Origin of the sequence: Bacillus sp. FSL K6-1338, from assembly GCF_038006965.1 — a bacterium.
GTDB classification, from domain to species: Bacteria; Bacillota; Bacilli; order Bacillales; family Bacillaceae_G; genus Bacillus_A; species Bacillus_A thuringiensis_S.
On sequence record NZ_JBBOWI010000001.1, the window covers coordinates 4,902,230 to 4,923,006 of the forward strand.

Genomic DNA, 20,777 nt, shown 5'->3' on the forward strand with positions numbered 1-20,777 from the left:
TTAAAAGAAAAGGAAGGATTGCAATGTCTAGTAAAGATAAAAACTTAACCCCTGTACAACAGGAGTATAAAAAATTCGAACAAGAACGCGAACCGAAACGACCTGTCTTAAAAAATTGTATAAAAGCCTTTTTCGTTGGTGGTTTTATTTGCTTCATCGGACAACTCATTTCTACTTTTTACATCACATATTTTGATTTCACTGAACGTTCGGCAGGAAATCCAACCGTCGCAACTCTTATTTTCATTTCTATGTTACTAACTGGATTTGGTATATACGATCGTTTTGGGCAGTTTGCTGGTGCTGGTACAGCTGTACCTGTTACTGGATTTGGAAACTCCGTTATTGCAGCTTGTATCGAACACCGAACGGAAGGATTTGTTCTTGGTGTTGGCGGTAACATGTTTAAATTAGCTGGCTCTGTTATTTTATTTGGTGTATTTTCGGCTTTTGTCATCGCACTTATTAAAACGATTCTCGTTCAATGGGGAGGGCTATAAATGTTACAAGGACACCGAACGTGGGTATTTGAAAACAAACCCGTTATTATTTCAACAGGAGTCGTTGGTGGACCTTTTGAGGCAAAAGGGAAAATCCCAGAAGACTTCGATATCCTTCATGAAGATTTATGGCTCGGACAAGATTCCTATGAAAAAGCACATAAAATTTTATTCGAAGAAGCTTGTAGCCGGGCTACTGAAAAAGCAGAACTTCGTAAAGACGATATTCAATTCGTACTCGCAGGAGATTTAATTAATCAAATTACCCCTACAAGCTTTGCTTGCCGCACACTGGGCACTCCTTATCTCGGATTATTCGGGGCTTGTTCTACTTCCATGGAAGGTTTAGCACTTGGGGCAAGTATCGTAAACGCAAAGGGCGCAAAATATTTATTAACTGGTGCCTCAAGTCATAACACCGCTGTAGAAAAACAGTTCCGCTATCCTACCGAATACGGTGGACAAAAGCCGCCTACTGCACAGTGGACAGTAACCGGAGCAGGAGCCGCTATTTTAAGCGATACTGGGCACGGCCCTAGGGTAACATCTGCCACAATCGGACGAGTCGTTGATATGGGATTAACGGATCCGTTTAATATGGGAGGTGCAATGGCTCCAGCTGCCGTCGACACAATTGAAGCTCACTTACGCGAACGTCAAATTGATGCCTCTTACTACGATTTAATTGTAACAGGCGATCTCGGACATGTAGGACGCGAAATTGCTTATGACTTACTACATAAACACGGAACAAAAGTAATGAGCGAACAGTTTCAAGATTGCGGACTCCTCATTTATAGAGAAGGACAGCCTGTCATAGCCGGTGCTAGTGGACCAGGATGTTCCGCAACCGTCGTATACGGTCATTTATTAAATCGAATGAAAAGAGGAGAGTTCAAAAAAATACTTGTCGTTGCGACAGGTGCTTTACTATCTCCACTTACATTCCAACAAGAAGAAACGATTCCGTGTATCGCTCACGCCGTTTCAATTGAATTTGGAGGTGCAACGCAATGATTTTTTTCTGGGCTTTTGTCATTGGTGGACTTATTTGTGTAATTGGACAACTTATGTTTGATGTTGTAAAACTAACACCCGCTCACACAATGGCAACACTCGTCGTTGCTGGAGCTATATTAGATGGATTCAATTTGTATGAACCATTAATTGATTTCGCTGGAGCCGGGGCAACTGTACCTATTACAAGCTTCGGAAATGCACTCGTTCACGGTGCAATGGAAGAAGCTGCAAAACATGGTATCGTTGGCGTTATTACCGGCATGTTTAAAGTAACGAGCGCCGGCGTATCTGCAGCTATTATTTTCGGCTTCATTGGCGCATTGCTATTCAAACCGAAAGGATAAGGGGGTGTTTGTATGACTGTTATTGCTAGCGTAAAAACTTGCCTTGCTAGTGTAAGGGGCGCTCAAGCAAGTTTAAGCTCTCTTTCGCTAAATTCCACAGATGACGAAGCAAAACGCGTATTTCATGAATGTATGTTAGAAATGGACAGTGTCATCACTGATTTAAAGGATAGAGTTTCAGTATTAGAACGTGAAGAACCTCAATATAAAGGGTTTTAAGTAGACTGGAGGAAATGACTATGTCTCACCTGCCGGAATGGACACTTGTCATTATTCGCTCTGTATTCATATTAATCATTTTATTCACTATTACAAAGTGCTTAGGAAAAAGGCAAATCTCTCAGCTTTCCTTTTTTGAATACATAGCAGGAATGACAATCGGTGATATCGCCGCTCAAATATCTACAGGGCTTGACCAAAAGTTTTTCCATGGTGTCTTTGCTATACTTATTTTCGCCTCCGTACCTTTTTTCGTTGGAATTCTTTCCTTGAAAAACAAAACTGCTAGAGATTTCTTTGAAGGAAAATCTACAGTGTTAATAAAAGATGGAAAAGTACTTGAGGATAATTTAAAGAAAGAAAAATATACAAGTGATGAGTTACTTGAGCTTCTTAGAGGAAATGGTGCATTCAGTATAGCTGAAGTCGAATTTGCTGTCTTAGAACCGAGCGGAGAATTAAATGTATTATTAAAGAAAGATTCTCAGCCCATTACTGCAAAAGACCTTGGATTAAAAGTACCGAATGAAAAAGAACCGCAAACTGTTATTATGGATGGCAATGTCTTAGATGAACCTTTATCCTCTAGTGGACATAACCGCGCTTGGCTACATTCTGAACTAGAAAAGCTCGGTGTTGTTATTGAAAATGTCTTTCTCGGTCAAGTGGATTCATACGGACAACTTACTATCGACATTTACAATGACAAACTCCAAATGCCTTCTCCTCAAAACAAACCTTTATTATTAGCATCTTTAAAAAAATGTCATGCTGATCTTGAACTATTTTCCCTAGAAACAAAGTCGAAATCAGCAAGCGAAATGTATAGTAAAAACGCGAAACAAATCGAAAAGATTTTAAATAGAGTTACCTATCTTTTAAAAGACTAACTATCGAAAGAACGCTTCAGTTAAAAGGCGTTCTTTTCTTTTTTTCTCCACTTTTCATAACGTTTAAATTTATGGAATTCGGTTATGATGTTGAAGATACATAAGCAGGGAATTTCGAAAACATAGCGAATATTTCATGATACAACTACATATTTTTTTGATTTAAAGTGGTTTCGTTTGACCTTTATTGACCATAATTGTATTATAAGACTAAGAAAGCTTTAGAAGGAGGAAATAACAGATGAATTTAATTCCTACAGTAATTGAACAAACAAATCGTGGAGAACGCGCTTACGATATTTACTCTCGACTATTAAAAGACCGCATCATTATGCTTGGTAGTGCAATTGATGACAACGTAGCTAACTCAATCGTTTCCCAGCTTTTATTCTTGGAATCTCAAGATCCAGAAAAAGATATTCACATCTACATCAACAGCCCTGGTGGTTCTATCACAGCAGGTATGGCAATCTATGATACAATGCAGTTTATTAAACCACAAGTATCAACAATCTGTATCGGTATGGCAGCATCTATGGGTGCATTCTTACTTGCAGCAGGTGAAAAAGGAAAACGTTATGCACTTCCAAACAGTGAAGTAATGATTCACCAACCACTTGGTGGAGCACAAGGTCAAGCGACTGAAATCGAAATCGCTGCAAAACGTATCCTATTCTTACGTGAAAAACTAAACCAAATTCTTGCTGACCGCACTGGTCAACCACTTGAAGTACTACAACGCGACACAGACCGCGACAACTTCATGACAGCAGAAAAAGCTTTAGAATACGGTTTAATCGATAAGATCTTTACAAATCGTTAATAACTAAAAGCGGAAGCGGCTCGTTCAGAATGGGAGGAGGATGGAGCTTCTGACAAAGAGGTGCTTTTTACCTCGGCGGAAGAAGCGAAGCCACCGACCATTCTAGCCGCTGGAGCTGGATACAACTAAAAGCGGAAGCGCCCTATAATTGGGCGCTTTTTTATTATCATATACCTCCGTCTGTATACCCTATCCAGTATCCCTCTAAATATATCAACGATTTTTCAATTATATCGAACAAAACTCAAATTATATCAACGATTTTTTTAATATATCAACGGTTCGACACAACATATCGATTTACCGACAATCTCCGACAAGGACAAACCAGCTAAATACCCCTCCCCGCTAATCCGCACAAACAACAAAACAAAAAAACTATCGCATATACGCGATAGCTCTTTATTGTACATATGCAGCTAATGCTTCTAAAGCCTCTTCTGCATCTGAACCTTCTGTTGTAATTGTTATCATGCTTCCAGTTCCAATTGCTAAGCTCATAATCCCCATTATGCTCTTTGCATTTACTGTCTTTCCATCTTTCTCGATGAAGATATCTGCATGAAAGCGATTTGCCTCTTGTACAAACAACGCAGCCGGACGTGCTTGTAAACCGTTTTTTAATGAAACCTGAACTCGTTTTTGAACCACAGCTCCATTTCCCCTTTAACCTCTTATTTTTTTGCTACCGTTTCCCCCGCGCGTAATTTCTCTGCAATTTCATCGATTTTACGCAAACGATGATTAATACCCGATTTACTAATTTTCCCCCCGGATACCATCTCACCTAACTCTTTCAATGTTACATCTTGATAATCTCTTCGTAGCTGCGCAATTTCTCGTAGTTTATCTGGCAATATATCAAGACCAACCGTCTCATCAATATAGCGGATATTTTCAATTTGCCTTAGCGCTGCACCAATTGTTTTATTTAAATTAGCTGTTTCGCAGTTCACTAAACGATTTACGGAATTACGCATATCACGTACGATTCTAATATCTTCAAATCTTAAAAGCGCATTATGAGCACCAATAATATTTAAAAATTCCGTAATTTTCTCCGCTTCTTTCAAATACGTAATGTACCCTTTTCTTCTTTCCAGCGTCTTACTATTTAAATCAAATCCGTTCATCAGTTCACATATAGCATCATTATGTTCCTTATATAACGAAAAGATCTCTAAATGATAAGATGATGTTTCTGGGTTATTTACTGAACCACCTGCTAAAAATGCACCGCGTAAATACGATCGTTTACAACACTTCTTCTCAATCAATTCTTGTGATATATTTCGAATAAATGAAAAGTCATCTCGCACGATATGAAGATCGGCTAATATTTCGCGAGACTTCTCAACAAGCCTTACGATATATACATTATTTTTCTTCAATCGCATTTTTTTACGAACAAGCAATTCTACCGTTACGTCATATCCCTTTTTCAAAAGCGTATAAATTCTTCTTGCAATTGCCGCATTTTCTGTTTGAATATCAATAGATAGACGACGGTTTGAAAAAGAAAGCGATCCATTCATTCGAAGTAACGCTGATAATTCAGCTTTTTCACAGCATTCCTTCATTTCAAGGTTCGTCAGCTCTTTCTTTGTTTCTGATGCAAATGACACAGTCAACACCTCCTTATACGATTATTATGGAACAAAATTCTTGTCCTATATGAATGAGGAGCGCTACCTCAAACGAGGCAACGCATATTTATAACAATGAATATAAAATCGAAGCTAACTTTAACGTATCATGCCTTACAACACGATCATCATACTTCGCTAATCCACCTTGAATGACATCAATATTATTTTCAGCAAAACGTTCTTCATCCACTACAACTGGTGTAGACATTTCTTCCTCATATAACTTACGTAATTCACAAGGAATATCACGGTTATTTACAATTGCAGTATTAATAAATGGTTGCCCTAAATGATCGTGTAAAGCCTGCACATGATCAAAAGCAGTATATCCCATCGTTTCACCCGCTTGTGTCATAACGTTACATACATACACCTTCTTCGCCTTTGCAGCAAGAACAGCATCCCCAATTTTATTAACAACTAAGTTGGGTAATATACTTGTATACAAACTTCCTGGACCGAAAACGAGTAAATCAGCTCGTTTAATCTCAGCCAAGGTTTCATGCAATGGCTCTACATCTTCTGGAGTTAAAAAGACACGATTAATCTTCTTTCCGTAATAAGGAATCTTTGATTCGCCTGTTACAATTTCTCCATCTTCAAGTTCCGCATGAAGTACCGCACTTTGATTCGCTGCTGGTAATACACGTCCTCTGACATTTAATACTTTACTTGTTTCCGTAATTGCATGGAAAAAGTCTCCTGTAATTGAGGTCATACCTGCCAACAATAGATTTCCTAACGCATGACCTTTCAGTCCGTCCCCTGTTGTGAAACGGTGCTGAAATAAAGCTTCCACCAGTGGCTCTACATCCGATAACGCAACAAGTACGTTACGGATGTCACCTGGAGGTGGAATTTCTAGCTCATCACGTAATCTACCTGAACTGCCACCATCATCAGCGATTGTAACAACTGCTGTAATATCAACAGGATATTGCTTTAATCCTCTTAATAAAACAGAGAGTCCAGTTCCGCCTCCCATGATAACAATTTTAGGCTTTCTCTCTTTTTTCATCCCTTAATGGCCCTTTCTCTTCTCCACATCACGATGAGATACATGAACACTATACTCTGGTTTCAAATGTTTCCCAAGGTATTCTGTAAGCGTAACAGAACGATGCTGTCCACCTGTACATCCAATTGCAATTACAAGTTGACTTTTGCCTTCTCTTTTATAATGAGGCAACATGAAAGTAATCAGATCCGTCAACTTCTCTAAAAACTTATGTGTCTCATTAAATTTCAGTACATACGAAGAAACTTCTTCATCTAGTCCTGTTAATGGCTTCATATGTGGAATGTAATATGGATTTGGTAAAAAACGAACATCAAATACTAAATCTGCATCAATTGGAATACCGTACTTAAATCCAAATGACATAACATTTACACGAAATGCTTGCTCAGTTTCTGTTGAGAACAAGTGAACAATTTTTTCACGTAATTCTTTCGGTTTTAAATCCGATGTATCAAGCACAATATTCGCTCGTGCCTTCATATCTGTTAATAAATCGCGCTCTGCTTCGATTCCCTTTAACGGCAAACCAGTTGGTGCAAGTGGATGCGAACGTCTCGTTTCTTTATAACGAGTTACAAGCGTACTATCTTTCGCATCTAAAAATAAAATATGAGGAATAATCCATGTACGTTCTGATAAATCATCAAGCGCTCCCCATAAATGTTCGAAAAACTCGCGGCCACGTAAATCAATACCAAGTGCCACTTTATTCATTTTCCCTTTTGAATCCGCCATAAGTTCAATAAACTTTGGCAATAACATCGGTGGCAAATTATCTACACAAAAATATCCTAAATCTTCAAAACTTTGTAAAGCTACTGTTTTTCCAGCTCCAGACATCCCTGTAATAATTACCATTTTTATATCATTATTCTCTGTCATCGTATCCTCTCCTTGACGGTTTAACTCGGATCTAATCGATATGAAAGCAACTCAAAATCTGGGGTATATACAAATGTACCGTAGATTATGCCATTTCCTTTAATTAAGTAATCAATAATGTGATAATCTCCTGGCGCCATTGCTAAATCATCAATTTTGTCAAATGTATGCCAACCAATGATGCCTTCTTCGCTCTCTAGTTTGTTTTCTCCTGCAAAATCTGTCGCTAAAAAGGAGAACATCATCCATTCAGAAACAACTTTATCACCTTCTTGGATGACAAAGGTGAAGACCCCCTTTAACGCTGGGTTTTTCAAATAAATACCTGTTTCTTCACGATACTCGCGAACAACGGAATCTCTTACAGTCTCACCACGCTCCATTTTCCCGCCTGGTGCAACCCACCAATTTCGGCGAGGTTTTTGGAGTAAGAGTACTTCATTATCTCTAATTAACACACAGTTTGTCACTCTTTGCATGTTTCTTCACCTCAGCTACTTGCAGTAAAATTCCTCACTGCATACTTCTTTCATTATACTATCAAAAACAGTTTGCTACAACGAAGGAGCCAGTCCTCTTTCGTTAAGCATATGCTACTCAACAATTTTAAAAAAGCTTTCTATAACAAGCAATGTAAATGCTTAGACTTTCAATGAATAGCATAAAAAATCCCCTTAACGATTTTTATCGCCAAGGGGATTAAAGCCTTTATTTCTTACCGAAATAAGTAACAATCGCAAATCCTAAAATAAAGGTAATAATCGAACTTATAATTGAAAATCCGCCAGTCGGAATCCCAGGGAACACAATTACAATCGAACCGATTACAAGTCCAATAATTGCCGCAAATGTCATACTTTTATAACGATCTAATAAAAAACTAATGCCTTTACTACTTACAACAAATCCGACCATAACACCAGCACCGATAACCACGATTAAAGGTAAATTAAGTGTAGTTAAAGCGTTAATTGCTGTTGGATACACACCAATAATTAATAAAATAAACGATCCACTAATCCCAGGAAGCAGCATGGCCATACTAGCCATCCATCCTGCGAAAAATAAACCAATTGCATTTAAAATTGTTAACGTCGTAATTGGATCTGCTGCCTTATCTGGTTTAAAGAAAGCTGTAATCGCAACAAGAATTGCTGCAACTATTAATAAAACAATGTGCTTACCTTTAAACGATGACTTTGCATCAGCTTCTCTCATTAACATCGGTAATATACTAATAATTAAACCGAGGAAGAAAAATTGAGTCGGTTCATAATGATTTGCAAGTAAATATTTAATAACGTGACTTAACGTTAAAAATGCTGCTGCCACACCAGCTGCAAGGGGAATTAAAAATCCTAAATGTTTTTTCCATTCACGACTAAAGAATCCACTAATTGCCGCAAGCAATTGTTCATAAATCCCTAACACAACAGCGATTGTACCGCCGCTCACACCAGGAATTAAATCACTAACGCCCATACAAAATCCACGATATATATTACGCCATTCCATACTGAATAAATTCCTCATTTCTTATAGTGATTTTTTCCGTAAAGTCCAGTATATCAATAAGAAAGCTTATAATCCTAATATTTTTTGACAAAATTTTGACATTTTCAAACAAAAAAAGAAGAAAGCTCCTGTCGGTAGCTTTCTTCTCACAAGGTATATTATCCCTTATTTTTCTGATACAGTTTTTAATTCCTCTAATAATTCTTCTACGTAATGTTGAGCACTTTGTGCTGCAATACTACCGTCACCTGTTGCAGTTACAATTTGACGAAGCATTTTTTCACGAACATCACCAGCTGCAAAAATACCAGGAATTTTCGTTTCCATACGTTCGTTCGTTTCAAGGTAACCATTTTCATTTGTAATACCTAGTTCAACAAATGGTTTTGATAATGGTAACATACCGATGTATACGAATACGCCGTCAGTTTTGACTTCTTTCTCTTCTCCACTGTTTACGTCGACAAGTGTTACACTTCCTACTTTACCACTTGCTTCGTTGATTTCTTTTATAGTATGGTTCCAAATGAAATCTACTTTTTCATTTTGGAAAGCACGGTCTTGTAAAATTTTCTGTGCACGAAGCGTGTCACGACGGTGAACAATCGTTACTTTTGATGCAAAGCGCGTTAAGAATACACCCTCTTCAACAGCAGAATCTCCGCCGCCAATTACGATAAGTTCTTTTTCTTTAAAGAATGCCCCGTCACATACTGCACAATATGATACACCACGGCCGCCAAGTTCTGTTTCACCCGGTACACCAATTTTTTTATACTCTGCACCGCTTGCAACGATAATTGCACGTGCTTTATATTCTTTTTTACCAGCAATAATTGTTTTGTATTCTTTACCATCGATGACTTCTTTCACATCACCGTATGCATATTCAGCACCAAATTTCTTCGCATGCTCAAACATTTTATTTGATAAGTCTGGTCCTAAAATAGACTCATAACCTGGGTAGTTTTCTACATCTTCTGTGTTTGCCATTTGGCCACCTGGAATACCACGCTCAAGCATTAATGTGCTTAAATTTGCACGAGATGTATATACTGCAGCTGTCATACCAGCTGGTCCTGCACCAATAATAACGACATCATAAATTTTTTCTTCTGACACACTATTCACTCCTATCCATTCCTACACAATTAAGTTACCCTCATTATACTGTTAGCATCATTTTTTTCCCAATGATTTGCTTATCTTATGTGTGCGTACGCTTAACAGCTTGCACATACTTTCGGACAGTCGCTACAGATACATTATATACATCTCCAAGCTCCGACTGTGTCATTTTATTTCCTTGTTCGCCGCGTACAATGTATTCAATCGCAGCTGACCAGCCGTACACATTTGTAAATATATCTCCAGATGTATATAAACGTATGAACGTACAAAACCAAAAGTGTAAACACTCTTCAATTAATTCATCATCTTTTTTCGTATAATTGTATAATGCATCCGCGATTCGTACGCACTGCTCAAATTGTTGTAAATCAGCTGGAATACTCTTATGACTATTAAGTAAAAAGAAGTAATTTGCAAGTTGTGATACGATGGGAACACCGTTCTTCGCTTGCGTTATATCAAAGAAGAATCCAACCTTCTCCGGCGTTGACAATTCATTCATTAAATATAAAGCCAGCATTTGTTCTTCTAACGTCGCACTTTGCTGAAATGATTTTCGTAATTCTTCAAATAGCAAACTTTGTCCTTCATCTGCTAAATTCAGCGCATTCCAGGGCTCTTTTCCTTTTTTATCAGGGTGCAATTCCACGACATGTTGCCACATTTTTTCAGCTAGTTGCTGATCTTTCACCATATAAGCAGAATATGCAAACCAATAATAAAAACTAACGTCTCCCTCGTATCCTTGACGCTTTAATAATTTGAACCATTTATATGCATGCTCGAAATAACCAATCGTTGCAAGTGTGGTTCCCAGTTTCAAACGATGTTCAAATGAAATCGGATATACTGAAACTAGCTGTCCCGCTAACGCTTCTACTTGTTTATGCTCTCCAATTGAATATAGAAAAATAAGCGTATTACAAAGCGCATGTATATTACCAGGGTTTTTCTCTAAAATCATTTCTGTTAACTTCAGTGCCTTGTCTACATTACCAGATTGAAAATGTGCAATGGCTAAATTATTATGACCTGACCAAAATTCCGGATAATCTTTCGTAACAATTTCTAATGTAGCAATCGCTTCTTCCAATTGTCCATTACGAATATAACGATTCGCTTCTTCCTGCATAACAATTAAATCATCTTCATCTTCAATCTCTTCCGCACCCATTGCTTCTTCTTCCATAATCTCAAGAAGTTCTAATGTATCTTCTACGAATTCCTTCTCTTTTGCAAATTCTAAATAGCGATCCGCATATTTCTTCGCCTGTTGAAATAACCCCATATATGCATAATTATTTGCAATAAAATAATAGCACTGTTCAAGTTCTGGATTAGATCTAACTAACTTTAAGAAGATTTGATTCGATTCTTGATATTCACCAGCCTCAGATAATACTGATGCTAATTGACATAAAATAAACGGCTCCTTCTCACTTTGTGCCGCTCTTCGAAAATATTTAATTGCATCTTGCAATTTTTGCCCTTTGTAAGCTCTCATCCCTTTTTTATAAAAGAAGTCCGCTAGCTGATTAAAAGAGATAACTTGTCCGTTCTCCTTATATATTCTTTGATTTTTCCCCATATATCCTCCAGTTTTTTGTTTTCTTCGTTCACACATTCTTCTATCTATAAGTATAAACGATTCCGTAAAAAACAAAACAGTATATTCTACTCAATTATTTCCTTTTTATTCATAAAAAAAGAAGAGAAATGTTACATTTTCACCATGAACCTTCTCTTGCGGTCATTTGCTCTTTCGTATAAATAATACGCATTGGATTTCCACCTACGAAAGCTCCGCTCGGTACATCTCTATGAACAAGTGTGCCAGCTGAGACAGTCGCACCATCTCCAATTTTCACACCTGGTAATATTGTTACATTCGCTCCAATCATCACTTCATTTCCAATGATGATTTCCCCAAGTCGATATTCACGAATTAAATATTCATGTGCTAAAAGCGTTGTGTTATAACCAATAATCGAATTCTCTCCCACAGTTATCTTTTCTGGGAACATAATATCCGGCATTACCATAAGTGCAAATGATGTTTTCTTTCCTACTTTCATCCGTAAAAAAGTACGGTACAACCAATTCTTCACAGATAAAAATGGCGTGTAACGCGCAATTTGGATAATAATAAAGTTTTTCATTACCTTCCAAAAAGACACTGTTTTATACACATTCCATAATGAATTTCCTCCTGAAACAGGATAGCGCGTTGTCCGTCGCACTTAGCTCGCTCCTCTACTAACTTACTTGGACCTTTATGAACGGTTCATATTAGACAAAATCGGTAGCAAATCACTCATTTTATCTAGCATAAAGTCCGGCTTGTAAGCTTCTAAATACGCTCTACCTTTCAACGTCCATGAAACCGCAGCTGTTTTCGTCCCCGCATTTTGACCACCGACAATATCATGATGATTATCCCCAACCATCAATGCCTCTTCTGGTTTTGCATCTAATAATTCAAGCGCTTTTTGAAGTGGCTCTGGATGTGGTTTCACATGCTCTACATCATCAATTGTCACGACAACATCAAAAAATTCATCAAGCTTTGACAACTGTAATCCCATCTCAACGGTTTGTCTCGCTTTCGTTGTAACAATACCAACTTTATAACCTTGCTTCTTCAACTCTCGAACTGTTTCATATACAGTTTCATATTCTTCTACTAATTCATCATGATGATCATGGTTAAATTCGCGATAGCTTGTAATCATCTCTTCAACCTTACTTTCATCAATCTTGCTGAAAGTATCATGCAAAGATGGACCGATAAATGGCAACACATCTTCACGCTTATATTGATTTGGATAATATGTATGTAAAGTATGTAAAAAAGAAGAAATAATAAGTTCGTTTGTATTAATTAAAGTTCCATCTAAATCAAATAACACTGTATTTATTCTCATTGCCTTAGTCCTTTCGCTTTCCTGAATATGAAAGAAGCAGCATCTTACAATAAGATGCTACTTTTCTCTAATTTTCCGAATATCTTTTATCAGCTTGCCCCATTTTTCGTCTCACAATAATGAAAATAATAGAAATAACAACAAGTCCAATTGACATTACTTGTGCAATGCGAAGTGGTCCTAGCATTAAACTATCTGTACGTAAGCCTTCTACGAAGAAGCGTCCTACTGAATACCAAATTAAATATGTGAAGAATAATTCCCCGCGGCGTAAATTCACTTTTCTTAATGCAAGTAGTAAAATTACACCTACAAAATTCCATAATGATTCATATAAAAACGTCGGATGATAGTACACACCCTCAATATACATTTGATTAATAATGAAATCTGGTAAATGAAGACCTTCTAAAAACTGTCTCGTTACTTCATCACCATGTGCCTCTTGGTTCATAAAGTTTCCCCATCGGCCAATTGCTTGTCCTAGTAAAATACTTGGCGCAGCAATATCCGCCAACTTCCAGAATGAAACCCCGCGTCGCTTTGCAAAAAGAATTCCGGTAATAACCGCTCCGATTAAACCACCATGAATCGCCAAGCCACCTTGACGAATATTAATAATTTGACTCGGTTTTTGCGCGTAATATTCCCATTCAAAAATAACATAATACATTCTCGCAAATAGAATAGCGATCGGTACTGCAATTAATACAAGGTCAACAAATGTATCTTTTGGAATACCTAGCCTTTCTCCCTCGCGAGTTGCTAGCCAAAGACCTAATAGCACACCTGTACCGATAATAATCCCGTACCAATAAACAGGAAACGGCCCAAGTTGGACAGCTACGCGGTCAAGCTGCGGTACAGAACCTAACAGCATATGTATGACCTCCCTCTCCAATGTTTACTCCTGATTCCCTAACTCAATCGCACTCATTAATCGTTCTGAGAACTGCTGTGCTGCATTGACTCCCATACGCTTTAAACGGAAGTTCATCGCTGCTACTTCAATAATAACAGCCAAGTTTCGACCAGGACGAACCGGAAGTGTAATCTTCGTAAGTTCTGTATCAATAATTTTCATCTTCTCTTCATCAAGACCTAAGCGATCATAATTTTTCTTTTGATCCCAAATTTCAAGATTAATAACAAGTGTAATACGCTTATAATTTCGCACTGCCCCTGCACCGAATAACGTCATAACGTTAATGATACCTAGACCACGAATTTCTAATAAATGCTCAATTAAATCTGGTGAGCTTCCTACTAATGTGTCTTCATCTTCTTGGCGAATTTCTACACTATCATCCGCAACAAGGCGATGGCCACGCTTCACAAGTTCAAGAGCTGTCTCACTTTTACCAACACCACTTTGACCTGTAATTAAAACACCAACACCGTAAATATCCACTAATACACCATGAACAGCAGTTGTTGGTGCTAGCTTACCTTCTAAATAATTGGTTAAACGACTTGATAATCTCGTTGTCGTTTGAGAAGAACGTAATAAAGGCATGCCTGATTCACGTGATGCTTGTAATAACTCATCTGGTACATCTTGATTACGAGTTATAATAATACATGGCGTCTCCTCGGTACAAAGCGCTTTCATTCTCTCTTGTTTTTGTTCTGTCGTTAACGTATCAAAGAACGTAAGCTCCGTTTTTCCAAGAAGCTGCACGCGATCAGCTGGATAATATGTAAAGAATCCTGCCATTTCAATTCCAGGTCGTGATAAATCACTTGTATCAATCGGACGATGAATTCCTTCCTCACCACTTATTAACTCCAATTGAAATTGTTCAATTAAATCTTTTGTCCTTACTTTTGGCATATGTATAAACCTCCACTCCGCTGCGGGTTCAGTCTCGTTTGATGTAAAATTCCATTCTACCGGATATTGTACCATTTTTTTCTGGAAACAAGAAATACGGTTTCTGATAAATAGAAAAAAACATTTCATACGAATAATGAAATGTTTTTCTTTTTGTCATTTTCTCTTTTTTTCATATAGAGGTTCCACAATTGCCTTTTCAATAATCATATTAAAAATTGAAATACAAATTGCCGCAACAATCGCTACACCAAATCCTGATATATTAAAAGCATCTCCTAATAATGAATCTGCTATTTTTAACGTAATCGCATTAATAACAATTAAGAAGAAGCCGAAAGTTACAACAGTAATTGGTAGCGTAATTAAAATTAAAAACGGCTTTACGAACACATTTAAAACAGCCAAAATAATACTCGCAATAATTGCAGTTTGTATATTTGCTACGTAAAACGCGTCTGGTGCAATCCCTTTTAAAAGTCCCGATACAGCGATTAACACAACGCTATTTACAAGAAGTGATACAATCCATCTCATTTTCTTACACATCCTTTTAACATATATATTTCATCATACGCTAATAGACAATAAACGCAAGTATCATACAAATACTTATACCAACTTATTCTACTCTTCACGCTTGTATACCTACCAACATTTCTTTGTGAAATAGGGACCACACCATCTATGTTCATGAGTTTTTACAAAAGTCCAGGTGAAATCTTTATCTACAATATAGATATCACCTTTATACGCATCATCTGTCTCACACAATGTATCATCCATATGTAATAAACTCGCATCCTTTATTAATAGTACCTCATCACAGTGTTGGTAGAAAATGTAGCACTCCTTTTTCACTTCATTATGAAACGCGCTCTCTGCTTCTATTCCTTCTAAGCACTTCTTTTTCTCATAACTAAATATGTGCCAAAGATATCCACATACATACTTATCTCCGTAAAAAAAAATGTCTTCTTTTTCTTCATCACTTAAATGGTTTGCAAAGTTATTCTCCCAGCGCTTCCGAAAATATACACCCCACTTTTGGAACTTTCTTACCTTCATATTCTTCTTTCGCAACACATCTAAAAACTCCATCATCTCCCCCTATACAATAAAAACCGAGTGTCATTTCCACCCGGTTTTATTCATACACTTATTGCGATAACTCTACTTCTTTTATTTTCTCTTTCATTCTTGCTTTATCACGATTTAAAATCTCTTTTAAATACTTACCAGTATACGAGCGCTCTTCTTTTACTACTTGCTCTGGCGTGCCAGAAGCAACGATTTGTCCACCTTTATCTCCGCCCTCTGGTCCAAGGTCAACAATATAATCAGCTGTTTTTATCACATCTAAATTATGTTCAATTACAAGTACCGTCTCACCGCTCTCAACAAGGCGTTGCAGCACTTCTAGAAGACGCGCGATATCATGTGCATGCAAACCAGTCGTTGGCTCATCTAAAATGTATAACGTACGACCTGTAGAACGGCGGTGTAATTCAGAAGCTAATTTCACACGCTGCGCTTCCCCACCAGATAAAGTCGTAGCTGGTTGCCCTAATTTCATATAACCAAGCCCAACATCTACAAGCGTTTGAAGTTTACGCTTAATTTTAGGAATATTGGCGAAGAATTCTACTCCATCTTCAATTGTCATCCCTAACACTTCAGAAATATTCTTATCTTTATATTTCACTTCTAACGTTTCACGGTTGTAACGTTTACCGTGACAAACTTCACACGGAACGTATACATCTGGTAAGAAATGCATTTCGATTTTAATAATTCCATCTCCACGGCACGCTTCACAACGGCCACCTTTTACGTTAAAGCTGAAACGTCCTTTTTGATATCCGCGCACTTTAGCTTCGTTCGTTTGTGCAAACACATCACGAATATCATCGAATACACCTGTGTACGTCGCTGGATTAGAACGTGGTGTACGACCAATTGGCGATTGATCAATATCAATTACTTTATCTAAATGTTCAAGACCTTTAATCTCTTTATGAGTACCTGGCTTCGCTTTCGCTTTATATAACTTTTGCGCTAACGATTTATATAGTACTTCATTAATCATCGTACTTTTACCTGATCCAGATACACCTGTTACCGCTACAAACGTACCGAGTGGGAATGACATTTTTGCATTCTTTAAGTTATTCTCTTTTGCGCCGACAATCTCCACTTTACGTCCGTCACCTTTACGTCTTTCAAGTGGAACTGGAATAAACTCTTTACCGCTTAAATATTTTCCTGTTAACGAATTATCATCTTGCATCACTTCAGCTGGTGTCCCTGCCGATACAACTTGCCCACCGTGAATACCTGCACCCGGTCCGATATCAAGTAAATAATCAGCAGCCATCATTGTATCTTCATCATGCTCAACAACGATTAATGTATTACCTAAATCGCGCATTTCTTGCAACGTACGAATAAGACGATCGTTATCGCGCTGATGTAAACCGATAGAAGGCTCATCAAGAATGTAAAGTACGCCAGTAAGACGAGAACCAATTTGCGTCGCTAAACGAATACGCTGCGCCTCACCACCTGATAAAGTTCCTGCGGCACGACTTAACGTTAAATAATCTAAACCGACGTTCACTAAGAACCCAACGCGCTCTTGGATTTCTCTTAAAATTAAATGAGCAATTTTTTGTTGTTTCTCCGTTAGCTCCACATTCGAGAAGAATTCCTGTACTTCTTGAACAGAATACTTCGTTACATCAGCAATCGTTTTATCACCAACGAAAACAGCTAAACTCTCAGGCTTTAAGCGTCCACCTTTACACTTCGGACAAGCTTGCTCTGCCATATACTTTTCCATTTGCTCACGGACATAATCAGAACTCGTTTCACGATAACGACGTTCGATATTTGGAATAACACCTTCAAATAAAATCTCATTTTCCTTTACTTGACCAAATTCATTTACATAACGGAAATAAACTTTCTCTTCACCGCTTCCGTACAACACTTTATCAAATAAATCTTTCGGTATATCTTTCACAGGCACATCCATATCAACGCCGTAATGATTACATACAGATTGTAAAAGCTGTGGGTAATATTGTGAGCTTGTCGGTTCCCATGGAGCAATCGCATGTTCATTTAATGATAAATCCCAGTTCGGAATAACAAGTTCTAAATCTACCTCTAGCTTTGAACCAAGTCCATCACAAGAAGGACATGCTCCGAATGGACTGTTGAATGAGAACATACGCGGCTCTAATTCTCCGATTGAAAAACCACAATGCGGACAAGCATGATGTTCACTAAATAGAAGTTCCTCTTCTCCCATTACATCGATTAACACTCGGCCTCCGCCAAGCTTTAATGCACTTTCAAGTGAATCAGCAAGACGGCTTGCGATTCCTTCTTTTACAACAATACGGTCAATTACAACTTCAATGGAATGCTTCTTATTTTTATCTAACGTAATCTCTTCAGACACATCAAGCATTTCACCATCAACACGTACACGAACATACCCTTGCTTCTTAATATCTTCAAGTACTTTCACATGCGCTCCTTTACGCCCAGACACGATAGGCGCTAACACTTGCAATTTCGTACGCTCAGGATATTCAAGAACACGGTCTACCATCTGCTCGACTGTTTGTGATGTAATTTCAATCCCATGATTCGGACAAATTGGCGTACCAATTCGTGCAAATAATAAACGTAAATAATCATAAATCTCCGTCACTGTTCCGACAGTTGAACGTGGATTACGACTCGTCGTTTTTTGATCGATTGAAATCGCCGGTGACAATCCTTCAATCGTATCTACATCCGGCTTATCCATTTGTCCTAAAAACTGGCGCGCATACGCAGATAACGATTCTACATATCTGCGCTGCCCTTCTGCATAAATCGTATCAAATGCTAATGATGATTTCCCCGAACCAGACAATCCCGTTACAACGACAAGCTGATTTCTCGGAATGGTTACATCAATATTTTTTAAGTTATGTGCTCTAGCACCTTTTACAACGATAAAATCCTTGCTCTTACTCACTCTTTTCACCCTTCCGCTTTTAATTCTAATAGTAAATCTCTTAGTTCAGCTGCACGCTCGAAGTCTAACGCTTTTGCTGCTTCTTTCATCTCTGCTTCCATCTTCGCAATTGTCTTTTCGCGCTCTTTTTTCGTCATTTTCTTAGCAGGAGTTGCTTCGTATGTTTCTGTCTCTTCAGCCGCTGTCGTTGCACGGATTACATCACGAACACCTTTTTGAATCGTTTTCGGCGTGATACCATGCTCTTCATTGTAAGCTTCTTGTATAGTACGACGACGCTGCGTTTCTTCAATTGCAATTCCCATCGATCTCGTTATGCGATCTGCGTACATAATAACGCGGCCGTTTTCATTACGCGCCGCACGACCAATCGTTTGAATTAACGAACGTTCTGAACGCAAGAACCCTTCCTTATCAGCATCTAAAATCGCTACAAGTGATACTTCTGGAATATCTAATCCTTCTCGTAATAAGTTAATACCGACAAGTACATCAAACTTACCAAGGCGAAGGTCACGGATAATTTCAATACGTTCTAACGTTTTAATTTCAGAGTGAAGATAGTTCACTTTAATTCCTACATCTTTTAAGTAATCCGTTAAATCCTCTGACATTTTCTTCGTTAAAGTCGTAATTAGTACACGTTCATTTTTTGCAATACGATCTTGAATTTCTCCTAATAGATCGTCAATTTGACCTTCAATAGGTCGTATATCGATTGGTGGATCTAAAAGCCCTGTTGGACGAATAATTTGTTCTATTACTTCTGGCGACTGCTCTAACTCGTACGGTCCTGGCGTTGCTGAAACGTAAATAACTTGATTCGTTTTCTCCTCAAACTCATCAAACATAAGCGGTCTATTATCTAAAGCCGATGGCAGACGGAATCCATGATCCACAAGCACTTGCTTACGCGCCTGGTCACCGTTATACATCGCTCTTACTTGCGGCACTGATACGTGCGACTCATCCATAACGATTAAGAAATCTTCAGGGAAATAGTCTAATAACGTATACGGCGTTGCACCTGCTGGACGAAGTGTTAAATGACGGGAGTAGTTTTCAATACCTGAACAAAAGCCCATCTCGCGCATCATTTCTAAATCATAACGTGTACGTTGCTCTATACGCTGTGCTTCTAGCAACTTACCGTTATCATTTAACTCCTTTAAACGCTCTTCTAATTCTTTTTCAATATTTTCAATAGCGACCTTCATTTTCTCTTCACGTGTAACGAAGTGAGATGCTGGGAAGATTGCTACATGATCACGTTCTGCTAATACTTCACCTGTTAACGCATTTACTTCACGAATACGATCAATTTCATCGCCGAAAAATTCAATTCGAATACAATGCTCATCAAGTGATGCTGGGAAGATTTCAACTACATCTCCACGCACACGGAATGTACCACGCTTGAAATCAATATCATTACGTCCATACTGTACATCAACAAGTTCACGAAGCAATTGATTACGGTCCTTCTCCATACCAACTCGAAGTGATACAACTAACTCGCGGTATTCTTCAGGAGAACCTAAACCATATATACACGAAACACTCGCAACGATAATTACATCGTCCCGTTCAAATAATGCAGACGTTGCTGAGTGACGCAATTTATCAATTTCATCATTAATCTGCGCGTCCTTTTCAATAAACGTATCTGTTTGTGGTACATACGCTTCTGGCTGATAATAATCGTAATAACTAACAAAATACTCAACTGCATTATTCGGGAAAAAGTCTTTCAACTCACTATATAGCTGTCCTGCTAACGTTTTATTGTGAGCCATAACAAGTGTTGGCTTTTGCACTTCTTTAATGACATTTGAAATCGTAAATGTCTTACCCGTTCCTGTCGCTCCAAGCAACACTTGCTTTTTCTTTCCACTATTAATTCCCTCTACAAGCTTCTCTATAGCTACCGGCTGATCACCTTGCGGGGAATACGCTGATATAATTTCAAATTGATGTTCCAAGTAAAAT

Annotated in this window: 22 protein-coding genes; 6 read left to right on the plus strand and 16 right to left on the minus strand. The window is 38.0% G+C overall.

Annotated features, from left to right (window positions below):
• Window positions 1-23: 23 nt before the first annotated feature.
• The 6 genes from spoVAC (at window position 24) to clpP (ending at window position 3,796) form a co-directional block, all read left to right on the plus strand.
• Complete coding sequence (gene spoVAC / locus NZ044_RS25330; protein ID WP_000095399.1) at window positions 24-500, plus strand: stage V sporulation protein AC; 477 nt, start codon at window positions 24-26, stop codon at window positions 498-500.
• Window positions 501-1,517 (plus strand): stage V sporulation protein AD, encoded by a 1,017-nt coding sequence (gene spoVAD / locus NZ044_RS25335; protein ID WP_000938953.1) that lies wholly within the window; start codon window positions 501-503, stop codon window positions 1,515-1,517. It abuts the gene before it with no gap.
• A complete protein-coding gene (spoVAE, locus tag NZ044_RS25340) occupies window positions 1,514-1,864 on the plus strand; it encodes a stage V sporulation protein AE (protein WP_000575924.1) in 351 nt (116 codons plus the stop codon). The genes spoVAD and spoVAE overlap by 4 nt, the downstream gene beginning before the upstream one ends.
• Before the next feature lie 12 nt (window positions 1,865-1,876).
• A complete protein-coding gene (locus NZ044_RS25345) occupies window positions 1,877-2,083 on the plus strand; it encodes a DUF1657 domain-containing protein (RefSeq protein ID WP_000215918.1) in 207 nt (68 codons plus the stop codon).
• Window positions 2,084-2,103: 20 nt separating this feature from the next.
• A complete protein-coding gene (locus tag NZ044_RS25350) occupies window positions 2,104-2,973 on the plus strand; it encodes a DUF421 domain-containing protein (RefSeq protein ID WP_000018891.1) in 870 nt (289 codons plus the stop codon).
• 241 nt (window positions 2,974-3,214) lie between these two features.
• Window positions 3,215-3,796 carry an ATP-dependent Clp endopeptidase proteolytic subunit ClpP gene (gene clpP / locus NZ044_RS25355; RefSeq protein ID WP_001049162.1) on the plus strand — a complete coding sequence of 194 codons (582 nt, stop codon included), beginning with the start codon at window positions 3,215-3,217 and terminating at the stop codon, window positions 3,794-3,796.
• A gap of 402 nt (window positions 3,797-4,198) precedes the next feature.
• Here the strand turns inward: clpP and NZ044_RS25360 are convergent, their stop codons facing one another.
• From NZ044_RS25360 to uvrB, 16 genes are all read right to left on the minus strand, one after another.
• Window positions 4,199-4,447 carry an HPr family phosphocarrier protein gene (locus NZ044_RS25360; protein ID WP_000250307.1) on the minus strand — a complete coding sequence of 83 codons (249 nt, stop codon included), beginning with the start codon at window positions 4,445-4,447 and terminating at the stop codon, window positions 4,199-4,201.
• A gap of 23 nt (window positions 4,448-4,470) precedes the next feature.
• Window positions 4,471-5,421, minus strand: coding sequence for a DNA-binding protein WhiA (gene whiA, locus NZ044_RS25365; protein WP_000006563.1), 951 nt, complete (start codon window positions 5,419-5,421; stop codon window positions 4,471-4,473).
• Window positions 5,422-5,509: 88 nt separating this feature from the next.
• Entirely contained in the window at window positions 5,510-6,463 is a 954-nt protein-coding gene (locus tag NZ044_RS25370; RefSeq protein ID WP_000712185.1) for a gluconeogenesis factor YvcK family protein, read from the minus strand.
• 3 nt (window positions 6,464-6,466) lie between these two features.
• Window positions 6,467-7,348: an RNase adapter RapZ gene (gene rapZ / locus NZ044_RS25375; RefSeq protein WP_000138458.1), complete on the minus strand. Its 882-nt coding sequence runs from the start codon at window positions 7,346-7,348 to the stop codon at window positions 6,467-6,469.
• Window positions 7,349-7,368: 20 nt separating this feature from the next.
• Window positions 7,369-7,827, minus strand: coding sequence for an NUDIX hydrolase (locus NZ044_RS25380; RefSeq protein ID WP_001190080.1), 459 nt, complete (start codon window positions 7,825-7,827; stop codon window positions 7,369-7,371).
• A 229-nt stretch (window positions 7,828-8,056) separates the two neighbouring features.
• Window positions 8,057-8,863 (minus strand): DUF368 domain-containing protein, encoded by an 807-nt coding sequence (locus NZ044_RS25385; protein ID WP_000455196.1) that lies wholly within the window; start codon window positions 8,861-8,863, stop codon window positions 8,057-8,059.
• A 165-nt stretch (window positions 8,864-9,028) separates the two neighbouring features.
• Window positions 9,029-9,985 carry a thioredoxin-disulfide reductase gene (gene trxB / locus NZ044_RS25390; RefSeq protein ID WP_001288077.1) on the minus strand — a complete coding sequence of 319 codons (957 nt, stop codon included), beginning with the start codon at window positions 9,983-9,985 and terminating at the stop codon, window positions 9,029-9,031.
• 85 nt (window positions 9,986-10,070) lie between these two features.
• Entirely contained in the window at window positions 10,071-11,582 is a 1,512-nt protein-coding gene (locus NZ044_RS25395; protein ID WP_000517718.1) for a tetratricopeptide repeat protein, read from the minus strand.
• A 139-nt stretch (window positions 11,583-11,721) separates the two neighbouring features.
• Entirely contained in the window at window positions 11,722-12,234 is a 513-nt protein-coding gene (locus NZ044_RS25400; RefSeq protein ID WP_001255086.1) for an acyltransferase, read from the minus strand.
• Window positions 12,235-12,267: 33 nt separating this feature from the next.
• A complete protein-coding gene (ppaX, locus tag NZ044_RS25405) occupies window positions 12,268-12,918 on the minus strand; it encodes a pyrophosphatase PpaX (protein WP_003256046.1) in 651 nt (216 codons plus the stop codon).
• Between the two features lie 67 nt (window positions 12,919-12,985).
• Window positions 12,986-13,798, minus strand: a complete 813-nt coding sequence (gene lgt, locus NZ044_RS25410) for a prolipoprotein diacylglyceryl transferase (RefSeq protein WP_098505603.1) — start codon at window positions 13,796-13,798, stop codon at window positions 12,986-12,988.
• Between the two features lie 24 nt (window positions 13,799-13,822).
• The gene (hprK, locus tag NZ044_RS25415) at window positions 13,823-14,752 is read right to left on the minus strand and encodes an HPr(Ser) kinase/phosphatase (RefSeq protein WP_001127251.1); all 930 of its coding nucleotides are present in this window, start codon (window positions 14,750-14,752) and stop codon (window positions 13,823-13,825) included.
• Between the two features lie 156 nt (window positions 14,753-14,908).
• On the minus strand, window positions 14,909-15,289 hold the full coding sequence (locus NZ044_RS25420) for a phage holin family protein (RefSeq protein WP_001267308.1): 381 nt from the start codon (window positions 15,287-15,289) through the stop codon (window positions 14,909-14,911).
• 111 nt (window positions 15,290-15,400) lie between these two features.
• Entirely contained in the window at window positions 15,401-15,853 is a 453-nt protein-coding gene (locus NZ044_RS25425) for a DUF4275 family protein (RefSeq protein WP_000394721.1), read from the minus strand.
• Between the two features lie 58 nt (window positions 15,854-15,911).
• Window positions 15,912-18,788, minus strand: coding sequence for an excinuclease ABC subunit UvrA (uvrA, locus tag NZ044_RS25430; protein ID WP_000045589.1), 2,877 nt, complete (start codon window positions 18,786-18,788; stop codon window positions 15,912-15,914).
• 5 nt (window positions 18,789-18,793) lie between these two features.
• A complete protein-coding gene (gene uvrB / locus NZ044_RS25435) occupies window positions 18,794-20,770 on the minus strand; it encodes an excinuclease ABC subunit B (RefSeq protein ID WP_044783072.1) in 1,977 nt (658 codons plus the stop codon).
• Window positions 20,771-20,777 lie beyond the last annotated feature (7 nt).

Excerpts from the sequence above, each read along its gene's own strand:
- spoVAC (WP_000095399.1), top strand. The coding sequence starts at position 24 with ATGTCTAGTAAAGATAAAAACTTAACCCCTGTACAACAGGAGTATAAA.
- spoVAD (WP_000938953.1), top strand. The coding sequence starts at position 501 with ATGTTACAAGGACACCGAACGTGGGTATTTGAAAACAAACCCGTTATT.
- spoVAE (WP_000575924.1), top strand. The coding sequence starts at position 1,514 with ATGATTTTTTTCTGGGCTTTTGTCATTGGTGGACTTATTTGTGTAATT.
- NZ044_RS25345 (WP_000215918.1), top strand. The coding sequence starts at position 1,877 with ATGACTGTTATTGCTAGCGTAAAAACTTGCCTTGCTAGTGTAAGGGGC.
- NZ044_RS25350 (WP_000018891.1), top strand. The coding sequence starts at position 2,104 with ATGTCTCACCTGCCGGAATGGACACTTGTCATTATTCGCTCTGTATTC.
- clpP (WP_001049162.1), top strand. The coding sequence starts at position 3,215 with ATGAATTTAATTCCTACAGTAATTGAACAAACAAATCGTGGAGAACGC.
- NZ044_RS25370 (WP_000712185.1), bottom strand. The coding sequence starts at position 6,463 with ATGAAAAAAGAGAGAAAGCCTAAAATTGTTATCATGGGAGGCGGAACT.
- rapZ (WP_000138458.1), bottom strand. The coding sequence starts at position 7,348 with ATGACAGAGAATAATGATATAAAAATGGTAATTATTACAGGGATGTCT.
- NZ044_RS25380 (WP_001190080.1), bottom strand. The coding sequence starts at position 7,827 with ATGCAAAGAGTGACAAACTGTGTGTTAATTAGAGATAATGAAGTACTC.
- NZ044_RS25385 (WP_000455196.1), bottom strand. The coding sequence starts at position 8,863 with ATGGAATGGCGTAATATATATCGTGGATTTTGTATGGGCGTTAGTGAT.
- NZ044_RS25395 (WP_000517718.1), bottom strand. The coding sequence starts at position 11,582 with ATGGGGAAAAATCAAAGAATATATAAGGAGAACGGACAAGTTATCTCT.
- ppaX (WP_003256046.1), bottom strand. The coding sequence starts at position 12,918 with ATGAGAATAAATACAGTGTTATTTGATTTAGATGGAACTTTAATTAAT.
- lgt (WP_098505603.1), bottom strand. The coding sequence starts at position 13,798 with ATGCTGTTAGGTTCTGTACCGCAGCTTGACCGCGTAGCTGTCCAACTT.
- hprK (WP_001127251.1), bottom strand. The coding sequence starts at position 14,752 with ATGCCAAAAGTAAGGACAAAAGATTTAATTGAACAATTTCAATTGGAG.
- NZ044_RS25420 (WP_001267308.1), bottom strand. The coding sequence starts at position 15,289 with ATGAGATGGATTGTATCACTTCTTGTAAATAGCGTTGTGTTAATCGCT.
- NZ044_RS25425 (WP_000394721.1), bottom strand. The coding sequence starts at position 15,853 with ATGGAGTTTTTAGATGTGTTGCGAAAGAAGAATATGAAGGTAAGAAAG.